At 66.1% G+C, this 21,759-nt stretch carries 19 protein-coding genes; 9 read left to right on the plus strand and 10 right to left on the minus strand.

Features of this window, described 5'->3' with window-relative positions; genetic code table 11:
- Positions 1-211: 211 nt before the first annotated feature.
- Genes rsmA through AC56DV_RS07635 form a run of 4 tightly spaced genes read right to left on the minus strand, consistent with a single transcriptional unit; the run spans position 212 to position 5,796 of the window.
- Positions 212-988, minus strand: a complete 777-nt coding sequence (gene rsmA / locus AC56DV_RS07620; RefSeq protein ID WP_496313684.1) for a 16S rRNA (adenine(1518)-N(6)/adenine(1519)-N(6))-dimethyltransferase RsmA — start codon at positions 986-988, stop codon at positions 212-214.
- Between the two features lie 10 nt (positions 989-998).
- Positions 999-2,090 carry a 4-hydroxythreonine-4-phosphate dehydrogenase PdxA gene (gene pdxA / locus AC56DV_RS07625; protein WP_496313685.1) on the minus strand — a complete coding sequence of 364 codons (1,092 nt, stop codon included), beginning with the start codon at positions 2,088-2,090 and terminating at the stop codon, positions 999-1,001.
- 19 nt (positions 2,091-2,109) lie between these two features.
- On the minus strand, positions 2,110-3,495 hold the full coding sequence (locus tag AC56DV_RS07630) for a peptidylprolyl isomerase (RefSeq protein WP_496313686.1): 1,386 nt from the start codon (positions 3,493-3,495) through the stop codon (positions 2,110-2,112).
- 57 nt (positions 3,496-3,552) lie between these two features.
- The gene (locus AC56DV_RS07635; RefSeq protein ID WP_496313687.1) at positions 3,553-5,796 is read right to left on the minus strand and encodes an LPS-assembly protein LptD; all 2,244 of its coding nucleotides are present in this window, start codon (positions 5,794-5,796) and stop codon (positions 3,553-3,555) included.
- A 99-nt stretch (positions 5,797-5,895) separates the two neighbouring features.
- Between AC56DV_RS07635 and AC56DV_RS07640 the strand changes: the two genes are divergently transcribed.
- From AC56DV_RS07640 to AC56DV_RS07665, 6 genes are all read left to right on the plus strand, one after another.
- Positions 5,896-6,960 (plus strand): aminoglycoside phosphotransferase family protein, encoded by a 1,065-nt coding sequence (locus tag AC56DV_RS07640; RefSeq protein WP_496313688.1) that lies wholly within the window; start codon positions 5,896-5,898, stop codon positions 6,958-6,960.
- Positions 6,961-6,970: 10 nt separating this feature from the next.
- Positions 6,971-7,696, plus strand: a complete 726-nt coding sequence (murU, locus tag AC56DV_RS07645) for an N-acetylmuramate alpha-1-phosphate uridylyltransferase MurU (protein WP_496313689.1) — start codon at positions 6,971-6,973, stop codon at positions 7,694-7,696.
- A complete protein-coding gene (gene pepP / locus AC56DV_RS07650; protein ID WP_496313690.1) occupies positions 7,693-9,048 on the plus strand; it encodes a Xaa-Pro aminopeptidase in 1,356 nt (451 codons plus the stop codon). Before murU ends, pepP begins: the two co-directional genes overlap by 4 nt.
- Before the next feature lie 41 nt (positions 9,049-9,089).
- Positions 9,090-10,244, plus strand: a complete 1,155-nt coding sequence (locus AC56DV_RS07655) for a UbiH/UbiF/VisC/COQ6 family ubiquinone biosynthesis hydroxylase (protein WP_496313839.1) — start codon at positions 9,090-9,092, stop codon at positions 10,242-10,244.
- Between the two features lie 48 nt (positions 10,245-10,292).
- Positions 10,293-11,144 (plus strand): TIGR02285 family protein, encoded by an 852-nt coding sequence (locus AC56DV_RS07660; protein ID WP_496313691.1) that lies wholly within the window; start codon positions 10,293-10,295, stop codon positions 11,142-11,144.
- Positions 11,145-11,498: 354 nt separating this feature from the next.
- Entirely contained in the window at positions 11,499-12,194 is a 696-nt protein-coding gene (locus AC56DV_RS07665; RefSeq protein WP_496313692.1) for a hypothetical protein, read from the plus strand.
- 54 nt (positions 12,195-12,248) lie between these two features.
- Here AC56DV_RS07665 and AC56DV_RS07670 read toward each other — a convergent pair whose 3' ends face one another.
- The 3 genes from AC56DV_RS07670 to AC56DV_RS07680 are packed head-to-tail and all read right to left on the minus strand — an operon-like array spanning position 12,249 to position 15,191.
- On the minus strand, positions 12,249-13,727 hold the full coding sequence (locus AC56DV_RS07670; RefSeq protein ID WP_496313693.1) for an NAD(P)(+) transhydrogenase (Re/Si-specific) subunit beta: 1,479 nt from the start codon (positions 13,725-13,727) through the stop codon (positions 12,249-12,251).
- A complete protein-coding gene (locus AC56DV_RS07675) occupies positions 13,724-14,056 on the minus strand; it encodes a proton-translocating transhydrogenase family protein (protein WP_496313694.1) in 333 nt (110 codons plus the stop codon). Before AC56DV_RS07675 ends, AC56DV_RS07670 begins: the two co-directional genes overlap by 4 nt.
- Positions 14,057-14,078: 22 nt before the next feature.
- Entirely contained in the window at positions 14,079-15,191 is a 1,113-nt protein-coding gene (locus AC56DV_RS07680; protein WP_496313695.1) for a Re/Si-specific NAD(P)(+) transhydrogenase subunit alpha, read from the minus strand.
- 275 nt (positions 15,192-15,466) lie between these two features.
- Here AC56DV_RS07680 and AC56DV_RS07685 point away from each other — a divergent pair, with 275 nt between their 5' ends.
- A complete protein-coding gene (locus AC56DV_RS07685) occupies positions 15,467-15,949 on the plus strand; it encodes an NUDIX hydrolase (RefSeq protein ID WP_496313696.1) in 483 nt (160 codons plus the stop codon).
- A 33-nt stretch (positions 15,950-15,982) separates the two neighbouring features.
- Complete coding sequence (gene mnmA, locus AC56DV_RS07690) at positions 15,983-17,092, plus strand: tRNA 2-thiouridine(34) synthase MnmA (RefSeq protein WP_496313697.1); 1,110 nt, start codon at positions 15,983-15,985, stop codon at positions 17,090-17,092.
- Here the strand turns inward: mnmA and AC56DV_RS07695 are convergent, their stop codons facing one another.
- The 3 genes from AC56DV_RS07695 to AC56DV_RS07705 form a co-directional block, all read right to left on the minus strand.
- Complete coding sequence (locus tag AC56DV_RS07695) at positions 17,093-17,512, minus strand: response regulator (RefSeq protein ID WP_496313698.1); 420 nt, start codon at positions 17,510-17,512, stop codon at positions 17,093-17,095. It abuts the gene before it with no gap.
- 35 nt (positions 17,513-17,547) lie between these two features.
- The gene (locus AC56DV_RS07700) at positions 17,548-18,324 is read right to left on the minus strand and encodes a 5'-3' exonuclease (RefSeq protein WP_496313699.1); all 777 of its coding nucleotides are present in this window, start codon (positions 18,322-18,324) and stop codon (positions 17,548-17,550) included.
- Between the two features lie 69 nt (positions 18,325-18,393).
- Positions 18,394-19,065, minus strand: coding sequence for a glutathione S-transferase (locus tag AC56DV_RS07705; protein WP_496313700.1), 672 nt, complete (start codon positions 19,063-19,065; stop codon positions 18,394-18,396).
- Between the two features lie 228 nt (positions 19,066-19,293).
- On the opposite strand from AC56DV_RS07705, the gene AC56DV_RS07710 reads away from it, so the two are divergent.
- Positions 19,294-21,624, plus strand: coding sequence for a catecholate siderophore receptor Fiu (locus tag AC56DV_RS07710; RefSeq protein WP_496313701.1), 2,331 nt, complete (start codon positions 19,294-19,296; stop codon positions 21,622-21,624).
- Positions 21,625-21,759 lie beyond the last annotated feature (135 nt).

The following is a 21,759-nucleotide window of genomic DNA, read 5'->3' on the forward strand; positions in this document are numbered from 1 at the left end:
AACTGGTATCGCCAAAATAAATTGGCGATATATTCTGCGGCGCAGCATAATGCACCTGTCTCCTCCATTTCTTTCCAAAGAATTGGATTTAGCCCGCTCCCTGAGCGGGCTTTTTTTTTGCTTGCTCCAATGCAAAATGGGGTCAGGGTTAATTATCTATGCGTTCGATGCATAGATAATTAACCCTGACCCCATTTTGGGGTGGGGAAATTTATACGGGCTTGAGGAGGTTGGCGAGGGCGACGTAGCCTTCCAGCGCCACCGTTTCGGGACGGGCGGTGGGGTCGATGCCGGCGGCGCGGATCTGCTCTTCGGTGAACATGCCCGACAGGCAGTTGCGGATCACTTTGCGCCGCTGCGAGAACGCTTTCTGCACCACCGCTTCGAGCGTCTCGCGGTCGCACGGCAGCGGATTGGCCACCGGGATCATGCGCACGATGGCCGAGTCCACCTTCGGCGGCGGGTCGAACGCTTCCGGCGGCACCACGAACAGCAGGTCCATGTGGTAGCGCCATTGCAGCATCACCGACAGCCGGCCGTACACTTTGCTGCCCGGCTCGGCCACCATGCGCTCGACCACCTCTTTTTGCAGCATGAAGTGCTGGTCCTGCACCTGCGGCGCGAAGTCCGCCAGGTGGAACAGCAGCGGGCTGGAGATGTTGTACGGCAGGTTGCCGACCACCCGCAGCTTCTGCCCTTCCGGCACCGGGATGCTGCCGAAGTCGAACTTGAGCGCGTCGCCGGAGTGGATGGTCAGCTTCTCGCGCGGGTATTTCTTTTCCAGCCGCGCCACCAGGTCGCGGTCCAGCTCGACCACGTGCATGTGGGGCAGCGAACGCAGCAGCTGGTCGGTCATCGCCGCCAGGCCGGGGCCGATTTCCACCATGGCGTCGCCGGCGCGCGGGTTGATGGATTCGGTGATGCTGGACAGGACGTTGTCGTCGTGCAGGAAGTTCTGGCCGAAGCGTTTGCGTGCGATGTGTTTCATGGTTGTTCTTTTAAATGTTGTTGGCGGCGTTGGCCATGGCGGCGGCGGCGGCGATCGCCGCTTCCATGCTGCCGCAGTCGGCGCGGCCCAGCCCTTGCGCGGCCAGGTCGAGCGCGGTGCCGTGGTCGACCGAGGTGCGGATCAGCGGCAGGCCGAGCGTGATGTTGATGCCGCGCCCGAAGGTGGCGTACTTGAGCACCGGCAGGCCCTGGTCGTGGTACATGGCCAGCACGCAGTCGGCGTGCTGCAGGTATTTGGGCTGGAACAGGGTGTCGGCCGGATACGGGCCGGTGGCGTCGATGCCGCGCGCCTGCGCCGCCGCGATGGCCGGCGCCACCACGTCGATGTCTTCGCGGCCCAGGTAGCCGTTCTCGCCGGCGTGCGGGTTCAGGCCGGCCACCAGGATGCGCGGCGCGGCGATGCCGAACCTGGTCTTCAGGTCGTGCGCGATGATGTCCAGCGTAACGCCCAGGCCTGCCACGCTGAGCGCGGCGGCCACGTCCTTCAGCGGCAGGTGGGTGGTGGCCAGGGCCACCCGCAGCGGCGGCTGCGGCGGCTCGCCTTGCGGCGACAGCGGCTGGCCGGCCAGCATCATCACCACCTGCGCGGTGCCGGTCTTCTCGGCGAAGTATTCGGTGTGGCCGGAGAAGGCCACGCCGGCGTCGTTGATGGTGCTCTTTTGCAGCGGCGCGGTGGCCACCGCTTCGAACCAGCCGGCGCCTATGCCTTCGATGGCGGCGTCCAGCGTGGCCAGCACGGCGCGGCCGTTGTCCTTGTCCAGCGTGCCGGGCACCACGTGGGCCGCCAGCGGCACGTCGATCACGCTGATGGTGCCGGGGCCGAAGTGCGGCAGGCCGCCGTTGCGCACCGCTTGCAGCGACAGCGCGGACAGCCGGATCCCGGGGTCGATGTAGCTGGCCGTCATGGCCAGGAAGGCGGCGTCGCCCAGCAGCACGCAATTGACTTCCTTGCGCATGGCCCAGGCGGCGCGGATGGCGATTTCCGGGCCGATGCCGGCCGGTTCGCCGACCGTGACGGCGATGGCCGGGCGGGTGCCGGGGGGGCGCACTCTGGGGCGCCCGGATTGCAGAGTGGCGCTCATCGAGGCTCCCCTTTTCCGGTTATTTCAGGTCGTCGCCGCGGTACTCGACGTAGGCGCGGTCGCGCACCTGGCGCTGCCAGTCTTCCGCCGCTTCCTCGGTCTTGCGTTCGCGGATGGCGTTGCGGGCGGCGGTGCGCTGCTTCTCTTTCGACAGGTCGTCGGTCTTGCGCTCGAGGACTTCGATCAGGTGGTAGCCGAAACTGGTTTCCACCGGCGCGCTCACTTCGCCGATCTTCAGGCCGTTCATGGCCGCTTCGAATTCGGGCAGCGTGTCGCCCGGCATCAGCCAGCCCAGGTCGCCGCCCTTGCTGGCCGAGGTGTCGTTCGACTGCAGGCGCGCCAGGTCTTCGAACTTGGCGGCCTTGTTGTCCAGGCGCTCCTTGAGCTCCAGCAGCTTGCGCTTGGCGTCGGCCGCGCTGGTGCTCGGGGTGACCTTGATCAGGATGTGGCGCGCGCGGGTCTGCGTCACCGCCGCTGCCGCCTGGGCTTCGGCCATGCTGCGCTTGTCGCTCAGCTTCAGGATGTGGAAGGCGCCCACGCTTTTCATCACCGGCGTGACCTGGCCCGGCTTCAGCTTTTCCAGCGCTTCGGCGAACAGCGGCGGCAGGCGGTCGGCGCTGCGCCAGCCCACTTCGCCGCCCTTGAGCGCGTCGGCGGCGTCGGAATAGGTGGCGGCCATCTTGGCGAAGTCGGCGCCGGTGCGCAGCTGGCGCATCACTTCGTCGGCGCGCGCCTTGCGCTGCGCGATCACTTCCGGCGAGGCGTTTTCCGGGATGCGGATCATGATCTGCGAGATGTTCATTTCGAACTGCTCGGCGGCCATGGCGGCTTCGGCGGCCAGGTGGGCGTCCACTTCGGCGTCCGAGATCTGCACCTTGGAGTCCACTTCGTGCTCGCGCAGGCGCTGCATGATGATCTCTTCGCGGATCTCTTCGCGGAAGGCGGCGAAGGTGATGCCTTCCTTCTCCATCTGGTTGCGCATGTCCTGCACGGTGAGCTTCTGCTGCTCGGCGATGCGGGCGATGGCGCGGTCGAGCTGGTTGTCGTCCACCCGCACGCCCATTTCCTTGGCCAGCTGCAGCTGGGCGCGTTCGACGATCATGCGCTCCAGGATCTGGCGCTGCAGATCGGCGTCGCCGGGCAGTTGCACGTTCTGCGCCTTCATGCGCTGCACCACGGTCTTGACACGCTCGGACAGCTCGCGGCGCGTGATGACGTCTTCGTTGACAACCACGGCGATCGAGTCGATCGGCGTGTTGCTGGTCTGGCCGACCGGGACCGGCGGCGTGAAGCCTTTGACCGGGGCGGCAGGAGTAGCCGCAGCCGGCTTGGCGTCCTGCGCCAGAGCGTTGCCGCCGGCGGTGATGGCGCACAGCAGCAGGGCTGCGATCTTGAGTTGGTGCATACGGGCATTACGCATAGATGTGACGCTCATGAGTCAGTGGTGAAGGATAAAGCCGGGTTAGCGGCGGGTGCTCTCGTTCAGGCGCTGGTAGCCGGGAATGCTGTTGCGCAGCACCTCCAGCGGATTGCCGACGCCGAACTTGGACAAGCCGTTCAGCTCCAGCTGGAAGAAGATCGGCGTGGACGCCTCCTTGGCGGTGGTCACGAAGCGCTGCGCGCCCATGCGGAACACCCAGCAGTCGTGCGCGTATTCCAGGCCCAGCAAGCCTTCCAGGATTTTCCTGTCCTGCAAAGAATAGCTGATGCGGCCCACGCCGTACCAGCGCGCCGTCAGCGGCCATTGGCTGGACAGGTCCACGTTCTTGAAAATGTCCTTGTTGCTGACCGAGTCGCGCAGGTAGCGGTAGCCCAGGTTCAGCACTTTTTTCGGGCCGGGGCTCCAGCGCACGGCGTGGTTGGAGCTGACCACGCGGCTGTCCGACGGATTGTACTGCAGCGCGCTGTCGATGGCCCAGCTCTCGGAGATGACGCCGGTGGCCGCCAGCAGGATGTCCGATTTGGCGTCGCGCGTGGGGGTGCTGGCGTCGAGCTGCACGCGCTGGTCGCTGAAGTAGAAGCGCTGGCCGAAGGCCAGGCGCAGGCGCTCGGCGCCGCTCGCCTCGAGGAAGCGCGACACCACGGCCGCCGTGATCTGGTTGGCGTCGCCCACCCGGTCCGAGCCGACGAAGCGGTTCTCGTTGAAGATCTGCGAGAAGTTGAAGGTGGCCGCCGCCGTGTCGAAGTTCGGGAACTCCTTCTGGTCGCGGTACGGGGTCTTCACGTAGAACAGGCGCGGCTCCAGCGTCTGCGTGGCGTCGCGGCCGAACAGCTTGGCGTCGCGCTCGAACACCAGGCCCGAATCGAGCGAGATGGTGGGCACGGCGCGCGTGAGCGATTTGCCGTCGGCGCCGTCGTGCGGGTCGAGCTGGTAGGCCGCCGCGTTGAGCATCAGCTTGGGCGTGATGAAGTAGCTCGGGCCGATGATGGGGTAGCTCACCTGCGGCACCGCCACCAGGCGGTTGCCGCGCGTCAGGGTCGGGTGCCAGAAGCTGGTCAGTTCGCTGCTGACCTGCCAGTCGAAGCCGGCCACGTCGTAGCGGGCGGCCTGGAAATTGATGGCCGGCAGGCGGTCGTAGGGGCGCGACACGAACAGCGACGGGTCGGTGACGGCGGCCGGGTCCTGCAGCACCTGGTATTTCTGCACCCGGGCCGACAGGCTCCAGTATTCGCCGCGGTAGTCGGTGCGCAGTTCGCGCAGCAGCTGGCGTTCGGCCGAGCCGGCCACGGTCTTGGAGAAGTCGCTCGGGTAGTTCTCGTCCGACGCGGCGCGCAGGTTCCAGCCGTAGGACCAGCCCTTGGCGATGGCCTGCGTGTGGTTGGACGTGATCATCCAGCGGTCGGCGTCGGCCAGCTTGTCGTTCGGCAGATACTCGATGAAGGTGTCGCCGGCGTAGCTGCCGGCGTCGGTCTCGCCGATGTAGCGCGCGTGCGCCCCGAGCTGGATGCCGCGCTGCGCGATCAGGCGCGGGAACAGCGTCAGGTCGCGGTTGGGCGCGATGTTGAAGTAGTACGGCACCGTCAGTTCGGCGCGGCCCTTGGAGCCGAAGCCCGGGATCGGCGGCAGCCAGCCGGAGCGGCGCGCGCCCGACAGCGAGAACGACATGGCCGGCGTGCCGATGATGGGCACGTCCTTGAAGTAGACGATGGTCTTGCCGGCCACGCCCACGTCGCGCCCGGAGTCCAGGTTCAGCGTGCTCGATTTCAGGTACCAGTCCGGGTTCGGGCCCTGGCAGGTGCTGTAGGTGCCGTCGATGACCAGCGCCTCGTCCTCGTTGAGGAAGTTGATGCGCTGCGCCTTGCCCTGCGCCGCGTTCAGTTCCAGCTTGTAGGTCGGGTTGAGCATATAGCCCTTGCCCGACTCCATGTTCAGCTTGACCTCGTCGCCGGTGTAGTAGTCGCCGTAGCGCCAGATCTTCACGCCGCCGCGCGCCTCCACCTCGTCTTCGACCTGGCGGAAGCAGGCCACGTCGGCGGTGACGCGGGTCTTGTCGCGCACGATCTCCACGTCGCGCGTCAGGTTCAGCTCGCGGTCGGGCCGTCCGTCGAATTCTTCGGCGCGGATGATGGTGGGCGCTTCCGGGTCCGCCACGTGGCTGCGTTTGGGGGCGGTCTGGGCGTAGCCGGGCACCGCCGTGGCGGTGACGAGGGCCGTGAGCGCGAACGCCCAGCTGTGGGGGCTAGGAGGGACTGAGAACCGGCTCATGAAATGAAGGGACGAAACACCATTGACAGGCGATTTTTTAAGTTGAATCCCTTATTATATGGGAATTGTTCACACCAACCGGATTCCACAGGCTGTTTCATGTCTTTATTGTCTAATTCACCACCAAACGGCGCCCACGACGGCGCCGACGCCCGCCTGATCCTGTTGAAAGATTGGCTGACTTCCCTCAACCTGGTCGATCCGGCCTCGGCCCGTCCGGCCTCGGCCGACGCCAGCTTCCGGCGCTATTTCCGGGTCGACGTGCTGCCCACGCACCGGCAGGCCCACGGCGCCACCCTGATCGTGATGGACGCGCCGCCCGAACGCGAGAACGTGCCGGCCTTCGTCAAGGTTGACGCGCTGTTCGCCGCCGCCGGCGTGTCGGTGCCCGCCATCGTGGCGCAGGACGTCGAGCGCGGCTTGCTGCTGCTGCAGGACCTGGGCGTGAGCACCTATCTGCAGGTGCTGGACCACGACAACGCCTCCACCATGTACGCCGAGGCGCTGGAAGCGCTGGTGAAAATCCAGAAGGCCAGCCAGCCCGGTGTGCTGCCCGAATTCGACCGCGCCTTCATGCTGCGCGAGCTGAACCTGTTCCCGGAATGGTACATCGGCAAGCACCTGGGCGCGGTGCTGACCGAAGCCCAGGCGGCCGAGCTGCAAAAGGTGTTCGACGCCATCATCGCCAACTGCCTGGCGCAGCAGCAGGTCTTCATGCACCGCGATTTCCACTCGCGCAACCTGATGTGGATGGACGAGAAGAACCCCGGCATCCTCGATTTCCAGGACGCCGTGTACGGTCCCATCACCTACGACGTGGCCTCGCTGCTGCGCGACGCCTACATTTCGTGGGACGAGGAGCTGGTGCTGGACTGGGCCATCCGCTACTGGCAGCACGCCAAGGCCGAAGGCCTGCCGGTGAACAAGGACATCGACTCCTTCTACAAGGACTTCGAATACATGGCGCTGCAGCGCCACCTGAAAATCCTCGGCATCTTCTGCCGCCTGAACTACCGCGACGGCAAGCCGCTGTACCTGGGCGACCTGCCGACGGTGCTGGAATACGTGCGCAAGACGGCCGGCCGCTACAAGGACTTGAAGCCGCTGGTGCGCCTGCTGGACGCGCTGGAAAACAAACAGCCCCAAGTCGGCTATACCTTCTGAGGACGGCGCCATGAAAGCCATGATACTGGCCGCCGGACGCGGCGAGCGCATGCGTCCGCTGACCGACGACTGCCCCAAGCCGCTGCTGAAAGTGCGCGGCCGGCCGCTGATCGTCTGGCACATCCTGAACCTGGTGCGCGCCGGGATCACGGAAATCGTCATCAACCATTCCTACCTGGGCCACATGATCGAGGACGCGCTGGGCGACGGCAGCCAGTTCGGCGCGCAGATCCGCTACTCGCCGGAGCCGGTGCCGCTGGAAACGGCGGGCGGCATCGCGCAGGCGCGCCACCTGCTGGGCGAAGAGCCCTTCCTGTGCCTGTCGGCCGACATTTACTGCCCCTACTTCGACTTCGAGCAGGTCAAGGACGTGCTGCACGATAAGGACATGTGGGGCAACCCCTATCCCAAGGACAAGCGCGACGCGGCCTGGATCTGGCTGACCAAGAACCCGTGGCACAACCCCAAGGGCGACTTCGCGCTGAACATGTACACCGTCGCCAATGAAGGCGACGCGCTGTGGAACTTCGCCAACATCGGCGTGTACCGCGCCGAGATGTTCGACGAGATCGTGCCGGGCCAGCACGCCCGCATGGGCACCCTGATCCGCAAGTACGCGGACCTGGGCCGGGTGGGCGGCGAGCTGTATGAAGGCGACTGGGTCAACGTCGGTACCGTGGACCAGCTCAATGAGCTGAACGGCGTGAAGGCAGCAACCGGAAGCTCCGCGCCATGAACGCCTACGCCCTGCGCCGCAAGCGCCTGCTGGCGCTGATGGAGCCGGGCAGCGTGGCCGTGCTGGCCACCGCGCCCGAAATGCCGCGCAACAGCGACAGCGACTATCCCTACCGCCACGACAGCCACTTCTACTACCTGACCGGCTTCACCGAGCCGGAGGCGGTACTGGTGCTGGCGGCGCCGCATCACGACACGCCGGCGCAAGCGGTGCTGTTCTGCCGCGAGAAGAACGCCGAGCGCGAAATCTGGGAAGGCTACCGGCACGGCCCGGAAGCGGCGCGCGAGGCCTTCGGCTTCGACGCCGCCTTTCCGGTCGCCGCGCTCGATACCGAAATGCCGCGCCTGCTGGCCAACGTGCCCACGCTGTACGCGCCGCAAGGCCGCGCCGCGCAGCACGCGCTGCTGGAACCGCAGATCAAGCGCTGGATCGACGCGGTGCGCGGCCAGGCCCGCAGCGGCGTGACGGCGCCGGAAACGCAGCACAACCTGCTGCCGCTGGTCGACGAGATGCGCCTGATCAAGGACGAGGACGAGCAGGCCATCATGCTGCGCGCCGCCACCATTTCCGGCCAGGCCCACGCGCGCGCCATGCGCGCCTCGCGGCCCGGCATGCATGAATACGAGATCGAAGCGGAGCTGCTGTACGAGTTCCGCCGCAACGGCGCGCAGGCGCCGGCCTACAACACCATCGTCGCCAGCGGCGCCAATGCCTGCGTGCTGCACTACAGCGCCAACAACGCGCAAACGCAGGACGGCGACCTGGTGCTGATCGACGCCGGCTGCGAGCTCGATGGCTACGCTTCCGACATCACGCGCACCTACCCGGTGAACGGCCGCTTCAGCGCGCCGCAGCGCGCGCTGTACGAACTGGTGCTGGCGGCGCAGGCCGCCGCGCTGCAGGCGATCCGTCCCGGCCAGCCCTACCAGGCGGTGCACGACGCCGCCGTGCGCGTGCTGGCGCAGGGCATGCTGGACCTGGGCCTGCTGGACCAGCGCAAGTACGCCAGCGTGGACGAAGCCATTGCCGCCAAGGCCTACACCCGTTTCTACATGCACGGCACCGGCCACTGGCTGGGCATGGACGTGCACGACGTGGGCCTGTACCGCGACGTGCACACCACCGGCACGCCATCGCGCCTGCTGCACGCGGGCATGGTGCTGACGGTGGAGCCGGGCATCTACGTGCGCCCCGGCGAGGACGTGCCGCAGCAGTACTGGAACATCGGCATCCGCATCGAGGACGACGTGCTGGTGACGAACGACGGCTACACCATCCTGAGCGCCGCAGCGCCAAAGACGGTGGACGAGATCGAACAAACGATGCAAGCCGCCCGGGCCTCGCAGCCATGAGCGGCACGCGCACCTATACCGGCGCGGCGTCGGTGCAGCAGATGCAGCCGCCGCAGCCGGCATTGCCGGACTATGACATCGCCATCTGCGGCGCCGGCCCGGCCGGCATGGCGCTGGCGGCGCTGCTGGCCAGGCGCGGCGTGGCGCCGCAGCGCATTGCGCTGATCGACGCGCGCACCCTGCAGCAGGCCAGCAACGACCCGCGCTCGCTGGCGCTGTCCTACGGCAGCCGCCAGATCCTGGAAGGCATCGGCAGCTGGCCGGTGCCCGCCACCGCCATCCACCAGATCCACGTGTCGCGCCGCGGCCAGTTCGGCCGCAGCATGATAGACCGCGAGGAACACAAGCTCGACGCGCTCGGCTACGTGAGCCGCTACGGCGCGCTGGTGACCGAACTGGGCGCCGCCTGCGAGCGCGCCGGCATCGCCGCGCTGCGGCCCGCCCTGGTGACCGGCCTGGACGAGCAGCCCGGCCACGTCGCCATCGCCATCGAGGAAGACGGCAAGCCGCGCACGCTGACGGCCGCCATCGTGGTGCAGGCCGAGGGCGGCCTGTTCGGCGAGCAGCAAGCCAAGTCCATGCAGCGCGACTACGGCCAGACCGCCATCATCGCGCAGGTGCGCAGCAGCGCGCCGGTGCCGCACCGCGCCTACGAGCGCTTCACCGCACAAGGCCCGCTGGCGCTACTGCCGCAGGACGATGAATACTCCCTGGTGTGGTGCGTGCGGCCCGGCACGGCGCAAGCCCTGCTCGGTCTGGACGACGCGGCCTTCCTGCAGCAGCTGGGCGAGGCCTTCGGCACGCGGCTGGGCAGCTTCACCAGCGTATCGCGCCGCCTGGCGTTCCCGCTCGGGCTGAACGCCGGTACGCAAGGCAGCGCGCGCATGGCCGCCATCGGCAACGCTGCGCAGACCCTGCACCCGGTGGCGGGCCAGGGCCTGAACCTGGGCCTGCGCGACGCCGCCGTGCTGGCGCGCCTGCTGGCGCAAGGCGCCACGCCGGCCATGCTGGCGCAATACGAAACCCTGCGGCGCCACGACCGCAGCCTGACCGTGCACCTGACCGACACCATGGCGCGCGTGTTCGCCAACGAGTCGCCCGCGCAAGCCCTGCTGGGCGCCTCGCTGGCCGCCATCGACCTGTTCCGCCCCGCGCGCAGCATGCTGGCCGAGCTGATGATGTACGGCCGCCGCTAGGCCCTTATGCGCGCCTTCGCCTCCCGCGCCATGGCCGTGGCAACGGCAATGAGCACGGCCTTGCCGGGCGCTGCGCAGGCCAGGGAGGTAATGACCTGGGTGATGCCCGACTTCGCCCCCGCCTCCATCCCGGTGGACGGCAAGCCGGGCCAGGGCGTGGCCGACCAGGCGGTCAATTTCATCACCGGCAAATGGCCGCATACCGAGCACCGCTTCATCTACGCCAATGCGCGCCGCACCTGGGAGATGCTGTCGCGCGGCGAACAAGTGTGCTTTGCGGCCGCGCTGCGCACGCCGGACCGCGAACGCATCGCCTACTTCAGCAACGCCAACCGGCTGCCGCCGCCCAGCCTCGTGCTGCGCAGCGACGTGCTGCCATCCGTGCCGCTGAACGGCGCCGGCGAAGCCGACCTCCCCGCCCTGCTGGCGCGGCGCGCGCTGCGCGGCCTGGTGGTCGAAAAGCGCAGCTATGGCGCGCTGGCCGACCAGGCGATCGCGCAGCGGCCCGCGAACTCGGCGCTGCACACCACGGCGGCCGGCAACTACGGCAAGAACATCTTCAGGATGATCGCCGCCGGCCGCACCGACTACACGCTGGACTATGACTTCGCCTTTGCCTACGAGCGGGCGCGCACGCCCGAACTGGCCGCGCTGACCACGGTGCCGATAGCGGGCAGCGGCGCCCCCGTCACCGCCGGTTTCGCCTGCCCGCGCACGGCCTGGGGCCGCACCGCCATCATCCGCATCGACCGCCTGCTCGGCACGCGCGAAGGCGCGGCGGCGCTGGTACGCGCGCAGTCCAGCTGGCAGACCGAAGCCTCGCGCCAGCGCTACGCCGCCGACACCGCCGAATTCGCCCGCCAGCGCGCCAAGCCCAGCCCCGCTTCCGACTTCGAATAAAAAAAAGGTTCTTCACGGATTTCCGGGAATCGAACTGCGAAACGTCAACTTGCCGGCCTCCCCCGCTGTGGCCGCACCGCTCGATGGCCCGGCGACGCTGGGCCGTGTCTCGTGTTTTCGGCTTTTTACTAAAACATGCTACCCCTTACTACATCGCTATATACCGCGATATTCCGCACGATTCTTCGCCAAGCCGGAACTAAACGTCACTAGACGCATCTAACCAGCATGGGCAAGACAATCTGGCATTGCCTATCGTTCGGCATCGCAACTTTAGTAACGGGTAGCGGGTTGTAGCACTGCTTAGCGCTGGTTAGCAGCGCATAGTAAAAACCACTTTTCGAGAGGCACACCATGTCCATCCATACACTCCCGGTCCATCTCCCTTTCGAGACACTGCAAGCGCTGGGCGAATTCACCGGAAAATGGTGGTCGGATACCTATAACCTGGAACCGTTCATTTGCCAGGCCATCGACAACTTCGTGAAGCAGGCGCCGGCAGCCGAACAGGCGCCGCAGGCGCCATCCGAGGCTGGATACCAATGGAAGCAGGTATTTCTTCCGGAGGGCACCAGGCTGCGCGCCAGTTTTGGCAAGCAGCCCTACTACGCCACGGTGGAAGGGACGGAAATCAAGTATGGCGAGCGCGCAGTGTCGCCGTCGTGCTTTGCGAATCTGCAAGGCAGCGGCAACCGAAACGCCTGGAAGGCCATCTGGTTACGCCTGCCAGGCAGTGATGAATGGCTGCTCGCCGATGTCTGCCGGTCCGCGCGCAAAGCGGCAATAGCACGCTTGCTTGGCAGCGCGGTTCAGGCCGGCCACCCGCAGCAAGAGAACGAGCGGCAGCCACACACACGCCCAACAGGTGGCCGTTCGGTTGACGACGTGCGTGTTGAAAGCCCACGACCCGCTACCGTGCAGGCCAACAGTCCACCGGCTCGCCCTGTGTTCGACACTCCGGCACCGGCGAGCGGTAATGCCCAACGCCGCCCAGGACGACGCAGCCGCCGTAAGCGCCGTGCAGCGAAACACCTTCCCGGAAATCCGTGAAGAACCCCAAAAAAAAGCCCGCCGGAAGGCGGGCTTGGTTGCGGGACAGCGGTCTTACTCGACCGCTTTCACCATGTCTTCAATCACCTTCTTCGCATCGCCGAACACCATCATGGTGTTGGCCTGGTAGAACAGGTCATTGTCCAGGCCCGCGTAGCCGGAGGCCATGGAGCGCTTGTTGACGATGATGCTCTTGGCCTTGTAGGCTTCCAGGATCGGCATGCCGGCGATCGGCGATTTCGGATCTTTCGCGGCCGGGTTCACCACGTCGTTCGCGCCCAGCACCAGCACCACGTCGGTCTGGCCGAATTCGCCGTTGATGTCTTCCATCTCGAACACCTGGTCGTACGGCACTTCGGCTTCCGCCAGCAGCACGTTCATGTGGCCGGGCATGCGGCCCGCCACCGGGTGGATCGCGTACTTCACGGTCACGCCCTTGTGCGTCAGCTTCTCCACCAGCTCTTTCAGCGAGTGCTGCGCGCGCGCCACCGCCAGGCCGTAGCCTGGGACGATGATCACGGTTTCCGCGTTGGCCATGATGAACGATGCGTCATCGGCCGAACCGGATTTCACCGGACGCGCAGGCTGCGCGCCGCCGCCCGACGCGGCGGCTGCCGCGTCGCCGCCGAAGCCGCCCAGGATCACGTTGAAGAAGGAGCGGTTCATGGCCTTGCACATGATGTAGGACAGGATCGCGCCCGAGGAACCCACCAGCGAACCGGCGATGATCAGCATGGAGTTGTTCAGCGAGAAGCCGATGCCCGCCGCCGCCCAGCCGGAGTAGCTGTTCAGCATCGACACCACCACCGGCATGTCGGCGCCGCCGATCGGGATGATGATCAGCACGCCCAGCACGAAGGCGATGGCGGTCATGACGATGAACGGGGTCCACGCCGGCTCCACGCCGCCCGCGAACACGAAGGCCAGGCCGAGGCCGACCATCACCACCGCCAGCGCCAGGTTCAGCATGTGCTGCCCGGCGAACACCACCGGCGCGCCCTGGAACAGGCGGAACTTGTACTTGCCCGCCAGCTTGCCGAAGGCGATCACCGAACCGGAGAAGGTGATGGCGCCGACGAAGGTACCGATGAACAGCTCCAGCCGGTTACCCAGCGGCAGCGCCTCGCCCACCTTGGCGATGTTGAAGGCGTGCGGCTCGGACACGGCGGCCACCGCGATGCACACTGCGGCCAGGCCGATCAGCGAGTGCATGGCGGCCACCAGTTCCGGCATCTTGGTCATCTCGACGGTCTTGGCGAGATAGGCGCCGATGCTGCCGCCCACCACCACGCCCAGCGCCACCAGGCCCAGGCCCAGGCCATTGCCGGCGCCCAGGCCGGCGCTGGCCGCGTCGGCGCGCAGTTTGAGGATCAGCGCCAAGGTGGTGACGGCCGCGATGGCCATGCCGGTCATGCCGAAGGCATTGCCGCGGCGCGCGTTGGCCGGCGACGACAAGCCCTTGAGCGCCTGGATGAAGCACACCGAGGCGATCAGGTACATCATCGTGACGAGGTTCATGCTGATGAAGCTCATGCTTTGCCCCCCTCGATCGCGGCGGCCGCAGGCTTGGCCTTCGGTTCCTTCTTCTTGAACATCTCCAGCATGCGCTGGGTGACCAGGAAGCCGCCGAACACGTTGACGGCGGCCAGCGCCACCGCCACGGTGCCGGCAACCTGGCCGGTCAGGCCTTCGGTCAGGCCGGCCGCCAGCATGGCGCCGACGATGATGATGGCCGATACCGCATTGGTCACCGCCATCAGCGGCGTATGCAGCGCGGGCGTGACGCCCCAGACCACGTGGTAGCCGACGTAGATCGCCAGCACGAAGATAATGAGGTTGATGATGGTATGGCTCACTTCCATGTTGTTCTCCTTATTTGCGCAGTCATTTACGCAACACCAGATTGTCGGCGCACACCAGGGTGGCCTTCAGGATCTCGTCTTCGCGGTCGATCACCAGCTTGTCTTCCTTGTCGATGATCAGTTTGAGGAAGTCCAGCACGTTGCGCGCATACAGGGCGGACGCGTCGGCCGCCACGTGGCAGGCCAGGTCCGGCTCGCCGACGATGTGCACGCCGTGCTTGATAACGGTCTTGTTCAGTTCGGACAGCGGGCAGTTGCCGCCCTGGCTCACGGCCAGGTCGACGATCACGGAGCCCGGCTTCATGGCCTTCACGGTTTCCTCGGAGATCAGCACCGGCGCGGCGCGGCCCGGGATCAGCGCGGTGGTGATGACGATGTCGGCCAGCTTGGCGCGCTCGTGCACCAGCGCCGCCTGGCGCTTCATCCAGTCGGCCGGCATGGAACGGGCATAGCCGCCCACGCCTTGCGCGATCTCTTTTTCCTCATCGGTGAGGAAGGGCACGTCGATGAACTTGGCGCCCAGCGATTCCACCTGCTCCTTCACGGGCGGACGCACGTCGGACGCTTCGATCACCGCGCCCAGGCGCTTGGCCGTGGCGATCGCCTGCAGGCCGGCCACGCCCACGCCCATGATCAGCACGCGCGCCGCTTTCACGGTGCCGGCGGCGGTCATCAGCATGGGCATGAAGCGCTGGTAGGTGTTGGCGCCCACCAGCACCGCCTTGTAGCCGGCGATGTTGGCCTGCGAGGACAGCACGTCCATCGACTGCGCGCGCGTGATGCGCGGCACCGCTTCCAGCGCGAAGGCTTGCAGCCCGGCCGCCGCCATGGCGGTGATGTTCTCCGCGTCGAAGGGGTTGAGCATGCCGATCAACACCGTGCCCGGCTTCATCAGCACGCGCTCCTCGGCGCTCGGGGCGCGCACTTTCAGCACCACCTCGGCGCCGTAGGCGTCGGCCGCGGTGCCGATGGTGGCGCCGGCCGCCGCATACGCCTCGTCCGTCACCGAGGCCGTGATGCCGGCCCCCGCCTGGACGATGATCTGATGCTTGGCGGCGAGTTTTTTTACTGTTTCGGGCGTGGCCGCGACCCGGGTTTCCCCGGGCCGCGTTTCAGCCGGTATGCCTATCCTCATGTAGCCTCCAGAAGTTGCAAAATAATGTTGCTCTTCTTAGAACATAGCACGGTTTTCAAGAAAGATAACCTTTTTGGCCGAACGACAACCATACCCTGTGGCACATATGACACCCCCTGTTTCATACCGTGAGAACCATATTCCACGTGGTGCAAAGCAAGCCCCAAAACCGGCAAAAACACCGGTTTTAATCGAAGTTTCCCTCTATTTAGACGACATCGGAACGCAACACCCCGGAACAAGCTAAAATGGCGGCTCTTTCAAGGAAGAGACACATGCCGCGTACCTGGAGACCCTCTGTAACCGTTGCCGCTGTCATCGAACGCGATGGCAAATTCCTATTGATCGAGGAAGAAACCAGCGACGGCATACGCCTGAACCAGCCGGCCGGCCACCTGGATCCGTTCGAGTCGCTGGAGCAGGCGGTGGTGCGCGAAGTGCTGGAGGAAACCGCCTACGATTTCACGCCGACCGGCCTGGTGGGCATGTATATGTCGCGCTACCGTTCGGCGCGCACCGGCGAGGCGGTGCAGTACCTGCGCTTCGCCTTCTGCGGCGTGGCCGGCGACCTGCACGAAGGCCGCCCGCTGGACGAGGGCATCCTGCGCACCATGTGGCTCACGCGCGACGAAATCGCCGCCTGCGCCGAACGCCACCGCAGCCCTTTGCTGCTGACCTGCGTGGACGAGTACCTGGCGGGCAAACGCGCGCCTTTGGAGCTGTTGCACACACATGTATCGGTGTTCGATGATGTTTGAGTGAAGTTAAAAGAAGTTTGACGGAAATCAAGAATGAGCAAGAAAAAAGTCGTTATCGGCATGTCGGGCGGGGTGGACTCCTCGGTCGCGGCGTGGATGCTGAAGGAACAGGGTTACGAGGTGATCGGCCTGTTCATGAAGAACTGGGAAGATGACGACGACTCCGAATACTGCTCCACCCGCCAGGACTGGATCGACGCGGCCAGCGTGGCCGACGTGGTGGGCGTGGACATCGAGGCGGTGAACTTCGCCGCCGAATACAAGGACCGCGTGTTCGCCGAGTTCCTGCGCGAATACCAGGCCGGCCGCACGCCGAACCCGGACGTGCTGTGCAACGCCGAAATCAAGTTCAAGGCCTTCCTCGACCACGCCATGCACCTGGGCGCGGACCTGATCGCCACCGGCCACTACGCGCGCGTGCGCCAGAACATGGACCACGGCCGCTTCGAGCTGCTGAAGGCCTTCGACCACACCAAGGACCAGAGCTATTTCCTGCACCGCCTGAACCAGGCGCAGTTGTCCAAGACCCTGTTCCCGCTGGGTGAAATCCCGAAGACCGAAGTGCGCAAGATCGCCGGGCAGCTGCAGCTGCCGAACGCCGCCAAGAAGGATTCGACCGGCATCTGCTTCATCGGCGAGCGCCCGTTCCGCGAGTTCCTGGGCCGCTACCTGCAGCACAAGCCGGGGCCGATGAAGACGCCGGACGGCAAGGTGGTGGGCGAGCACGTGGGCCTGTCTTTCTACACGCTGGGCCAGCGCAAGGGCATCGGCATCGGCGGCGTGAAGACCTACCAGAACGCCGACGGCTCCAGCGACGCCTGGTACGTGGCGCGCAAGGACATCGAGAACAACACGCTGTGGGTGGTGCAGGGACACGACCATCCGTGGCTGCTGTCGTCCGCGCTGACGGCGGACCAGGCCAGCTGGATCGCCGGCACGGCGCCCGAGGCCGGCCGCATCTCGGCCAAGACCCGCTACCGCCAGGCCGACGTGCCGTGCGACGTGGCGGCCGACGGCGCGCTCAACTTCACGCTCGGCTTCCCGGACGCGCAGTGGGCGGTGACGCCCGGCCAGTCGGCCGTGCTGTACGACGGCGACGTGTGCCTGGGCGGCGGCATCATCGCCGCCTCCACCTTCAAATAATCAACCTTCGGCCGCGCCTTCGCCGTTCTGATCCGCCAGCGCCTTCTGCTGGCGTTTTACCATGGCGATCACGGTATTGCGGATGGTCTTGAGCACCGTGCCGCCGTTGAAGGGCTTGACGATGAAGCCGTTCACGCCCATGGCGTGGGCCTTCTGCACGGTGGCCGCGTCGAACTCGCTCGACACCATGAAGATCAGCGACTTCGGCCAGTCCTTGCGCAGCTGCGCGATGGAGGCCTCGTCGGCGTCGAACACGTCGCGCGCGATGCAGACGATCTGCGGCTGGTACTTGACCATCAGCGCGATGGCGCTGGCGCCGGTGTGGCCCTGGCCCACCACGTCGTAGCCGCCGTCCAGCAGCACCGTATTCAGCAAGCCGCGCGCCACCGCGCTGGTGTCGACTATCACCGCTTTTAACATCTCTCACCCCACTTATTCTTGCTTATTCTTTGATCTCACGCGGATTCCCAGGCCAGCATGTTCCAGCTCACGCCGACCCGCACATCCGTCTTTAACTGCACCAGCTGACGAGAAAGATACAGCATCTCGCGCTCTTTTCGTAACGTTTCGCCCAGCGTGTCCTTGAGGATGCCGGCGCCGGCCATGATGGCGTCCAGCGTGCCGTAGGTGCGCAACAGTCTGGCCGCCGTCTTCAGGCCCACCTTGGACACGCCCGGAATGCTGTCGGTGGCGTCGCCCATCAGCGCCAGCAGGTCCGGCAGCTGCTCGGGCGGCACGCCCCATTTCTTCTCGCACCAGGCGTGGTCGTGCCATTCGCTCTTGAAATGGTCCCACACCAGCGCGCCCTGGGCAACCAGGCAATGCAGGTCCTTGTCGGTGGTCGCGACGACGGCCGCGCCGCGGTCCTCGGCCAGCCAGCGCAGCACCACGGTGCCGATCACGTCGTCCGCCTCCACGTCCGGCAGGCTGACCACGCGCAGGCCGAAGCGGCCCAGGCTCTGGTAGAACTCCGGCAGCGCCTCGCGCAGCACGCCGGGCATGGGCGCGCGGCCCTCGCGGTAGCCGGCGTAGAGCTGGTGGCGCCAGGTGGGGCCGCCGAAGTCGAAGGCCGGCAGCACGTGGGTGGGCTGGTGGTCGGTGATCAGGTTGCGGAACGAGGACAGCGCATGGCGCAGCGCGATGTCGGCCTTCAGGTCCGAATCGGGTTCGGGGCTGGCTTCATACACGCGGCGCACGATGTTCAAGCCGTCGATGGCGAGGAGTCTACCCATGGAAAATCTGCTTCTGGTTCAGTGGCGCCATTCTAGCATTGGCGCCGGCCACCACCCAGCGCCCCCGGCTCAGCGCAGCAGCTCGTAGGGGCCGCCTTTTTCCAGCGCGCGCTGGTAGGCGGGGCGGGCGTGGATGCGCGCCAGGAAGGCCATCAGCTTCGGCCGGCTGCGCGCCAGGCCGCCGCGCGCGGCCGCGGCCTCGAGCGGGAAGCTCATCTGCACGTCGGCCGCGCTGAACTCGGCGCCGGCGAACCATTCGGTCTTGCCCAGCTCGCCCTCCAGGTAATCCAGGTGCTGCTCGATCTGCGGCAGGATGTAGCTGCCCTTGACCTTGGCCGCGATGGCCTTGGCGATGGGCTTGACGAAGAACGGCGCCGGGCTGCTCTCGACCCGGTCGAACACCAGCTTCATCAGCAGCGGCGCCATGGCCGAGCCTTCGGCGTAATGCAGGAAATAGGTCCAGCGCCGCTTGTCGGCCGTGCCGGCGGCCGGCACCAGCCTGCCGTTGCCGTACTTCTCCACCAGGTACTCGATGATGGCGCCCGACTCGGCCACCGTGGCGTCGCCGTCGGTGATGACGGGCGACTTGCCCAGCGGGTGGATGGCGCGCAGCGACGGCGGCGCCAGCATGGTCTTGGGGTCGCGCTGGTAGCGCACGATGTCGTATTCCAGCCCCAGTTCCTCGAGCAGCCACAGCACGCGCTGCGAGCGCGAATTGTTCAGGTGGTGGACCACGATCATGACGGCTTTCCTCATAGTGCGCAGGGCCCCGCCCCGCAATCCGCCAGCTTAGCATTCCGGCCATATTTTCGCTGGAACTATCATTCTAGCTGAATGGGAATGATAACAATTCTCGTTTACATAGTTGCTTGCAATTGCTATCATCTCGTTGATCTTTACAAACTTTTACTGAGAACACACAACATGGCAATCAAAAGCCGCAAGCACGCACACCCAGCCTTCACTCCAATGAACTCGCTCCTGGCCGCCATGCTGCTGCCGATGGTGGCCACCGGCGCACACGCGGCCGAAGCGGCCGCCGCCGGCTCCAGCGCCGCTGCTCCCTTGGGCGCCGTGCAGGAAGTGCGCGTCGAGGGCGCCAAAGAGAACGAATTCAAAGCCGACCGCGCCGCGTCCGGCAAGTACACGGAACTGCTGGTTAACACGCCGCAGACCATTACCGTCATCAAGCGCGAGCTGATCGAACAGCAAGGCGCCGTCACGCTGACCGAAGCGCTGGCCAACACCCCTGGCGTGGGCGCCTTCTTCCTGGGCGAAAACGGCAACACCAACACCGGCGACGCGATCTTCATGCGCGGCTTCGACGCCTCCAGCAGCATCTACGTGGACGGCGTGCGCGACATGGGCTCGATCTCGCGCGACACCTTCAACGTGGAACAGATCGACATCCTGAAAGGCCCGGCCGGCACCGACAGCGGCCGCGGCTCGCCGACCGGCTCGGTCAACCTGACCTCCAAGCAGGCGCAGATGCAGGACGCCTACTCCGGCCGCGTGACGGTGGGCAGCGCCAAGCAGAAGCGCGCCACCGCCGACGTGAACCAGGTGCTGAGCGCCGAAAAAGGCGTGGCCTTGCGCTTCAACGCGCTGGTGCAGGACAGCGGCAAGCCGGGCCGGGACGTCATCGAGAACAAGCGCTGGGCCATCGCGCCGACCATCTCCTTCGGTCTCGGCAGCCCGACCCGTTTGACCCTGAGCTACCTGCACGTGGACCAGGACAACATTCCCGACGGCGGCGTGCCGACCATCGGCCTGCCCGGCTACACCAGCCCGGACTCGAACCAAAAAGACCCGGCCAAGCGCCGCACCTACCTGAACACCGCCGCCATGGTGGATCCGGAAGGCTTCTACGGCTCGACCAGCGACTACGACAAGGTGAAAGCCGACATGGCCACCGTGCGCGTGGACCACGACTTCTCGCCGTCCCTGAAGCTGCAGAACACCGCGCGCTTCGGCAAGACCAAGCAGGACTACCTGCTGACCGCCTTCATGGTTACCGGCCTGAACGCGACCACCGGCGCCCTCGGCAACCTGATCACCGAAACCCCGGCCGGCGTGGTGCTGCCCGCCTCGCAATGGATGCTCAAGCGCAACACCCGCACCATCAAGGACCAGCGCAACGAAATCCTGACCAACCAGACCAACCTGACCGCTGAATTCGACGCCGCCGGCATGAAGCACACCGCCGTGGCCGGACTGGAGTTCACCAACGAGAAGCAGATCAGCTACAGCTACGTGGCCGCCAGCCTGGGCACGCTGGCCGACACCCCGCTGTACGCGCCGGACCCGTCGGCCGCGCTCACCGGCCTGAACCCGACCCGCAGCGGCGCCTTCGCCGACGGCAGCACCAACACCCAGAGCCTGTACCTGTTCGACACCGCCAAGCTGGGCGAAAAGTGGATGTTCAGCGGCGGCGTGCGTGCCGACCACTACCGCACCACCTACAACGCCGTGGCCGTGTCGACCGCGACGTCGAACCCGACCCTGTCGGTCGGCACCCTGGTGCCGACCAACCTGAGCGTGTCGGACACGCTGCTCAACGGCAAACTGTCGGCGCTGTACAAGCCGACCGCCGACAGCAGCGTGTACGCCACCGTGGCCACCTCCAAGCAGCCGCCTGGCGGCAACAACTTCGCCCTGTCCGCCAGCGCCAGCAGCGCGGCCAATCCGAAGTTCGATCCACAGGAAACCACCACCCAGGAAATCGGCGGCAAGTGGGACCTGCTGAAGCAGAAACTGGCCCTGACCGGCGCCATCTACCGCACCACCGTGAAGAACGAAGTGGAGCAGGACGCCACCGATACGACCAAGTACTACCAGACCGGCAAGAAGCGCGTGGAAGGCATTGAAATCGGCGTCACCGGCGAGATCGCCCGCGGCTGGCTGGTCAGCGCAGGCTACGCCCACATGAAAACCGAAGTGCTGTCGGGCCGCGCCGTGACCGCCAATGGCGAGAACCAGCTGACCTACACGCCGAAGGATTCGTTCACCGCGTGGACCTCGTACACCCTGCCGATGGGCCTGAAGATCGGCGGCGGCCTGCGCTACTCCGGCGAGATGCTGCGCGGCACCGACGGCGCCGTCGGCACGCCGGCCTTCGTGGAAGGCTACTGGGTCGCCAACGCCATGGCTGCCTACGCCATCAACAAGAACGTGGACCTGCAGCTGAACATCAACAACATCACCGACGAAACCTATGTCGCGGCGATCAACAAGTCCGGCTACCGCTACACCCCGAGCACCCCGCGCTCGGCCAGCCTGACCGCCAACTTCCGCTTCTAAGCCGTTCAGCTTACCGCACCGCCCTACGGCCTCCCTCCCTTCGCGGGGAGGCCATGTGTGCAGCGCCACCGGGTTCACCGAACCCAGGTGGCGTTTTTTTTGCTTCCGTCCTACAATCGGCCCACCGTACCGAGA

The sequence above is a fragment of the Massilia sp. BGA-UO-ETr-WB1 genome, from assembly GCF_059567845.1.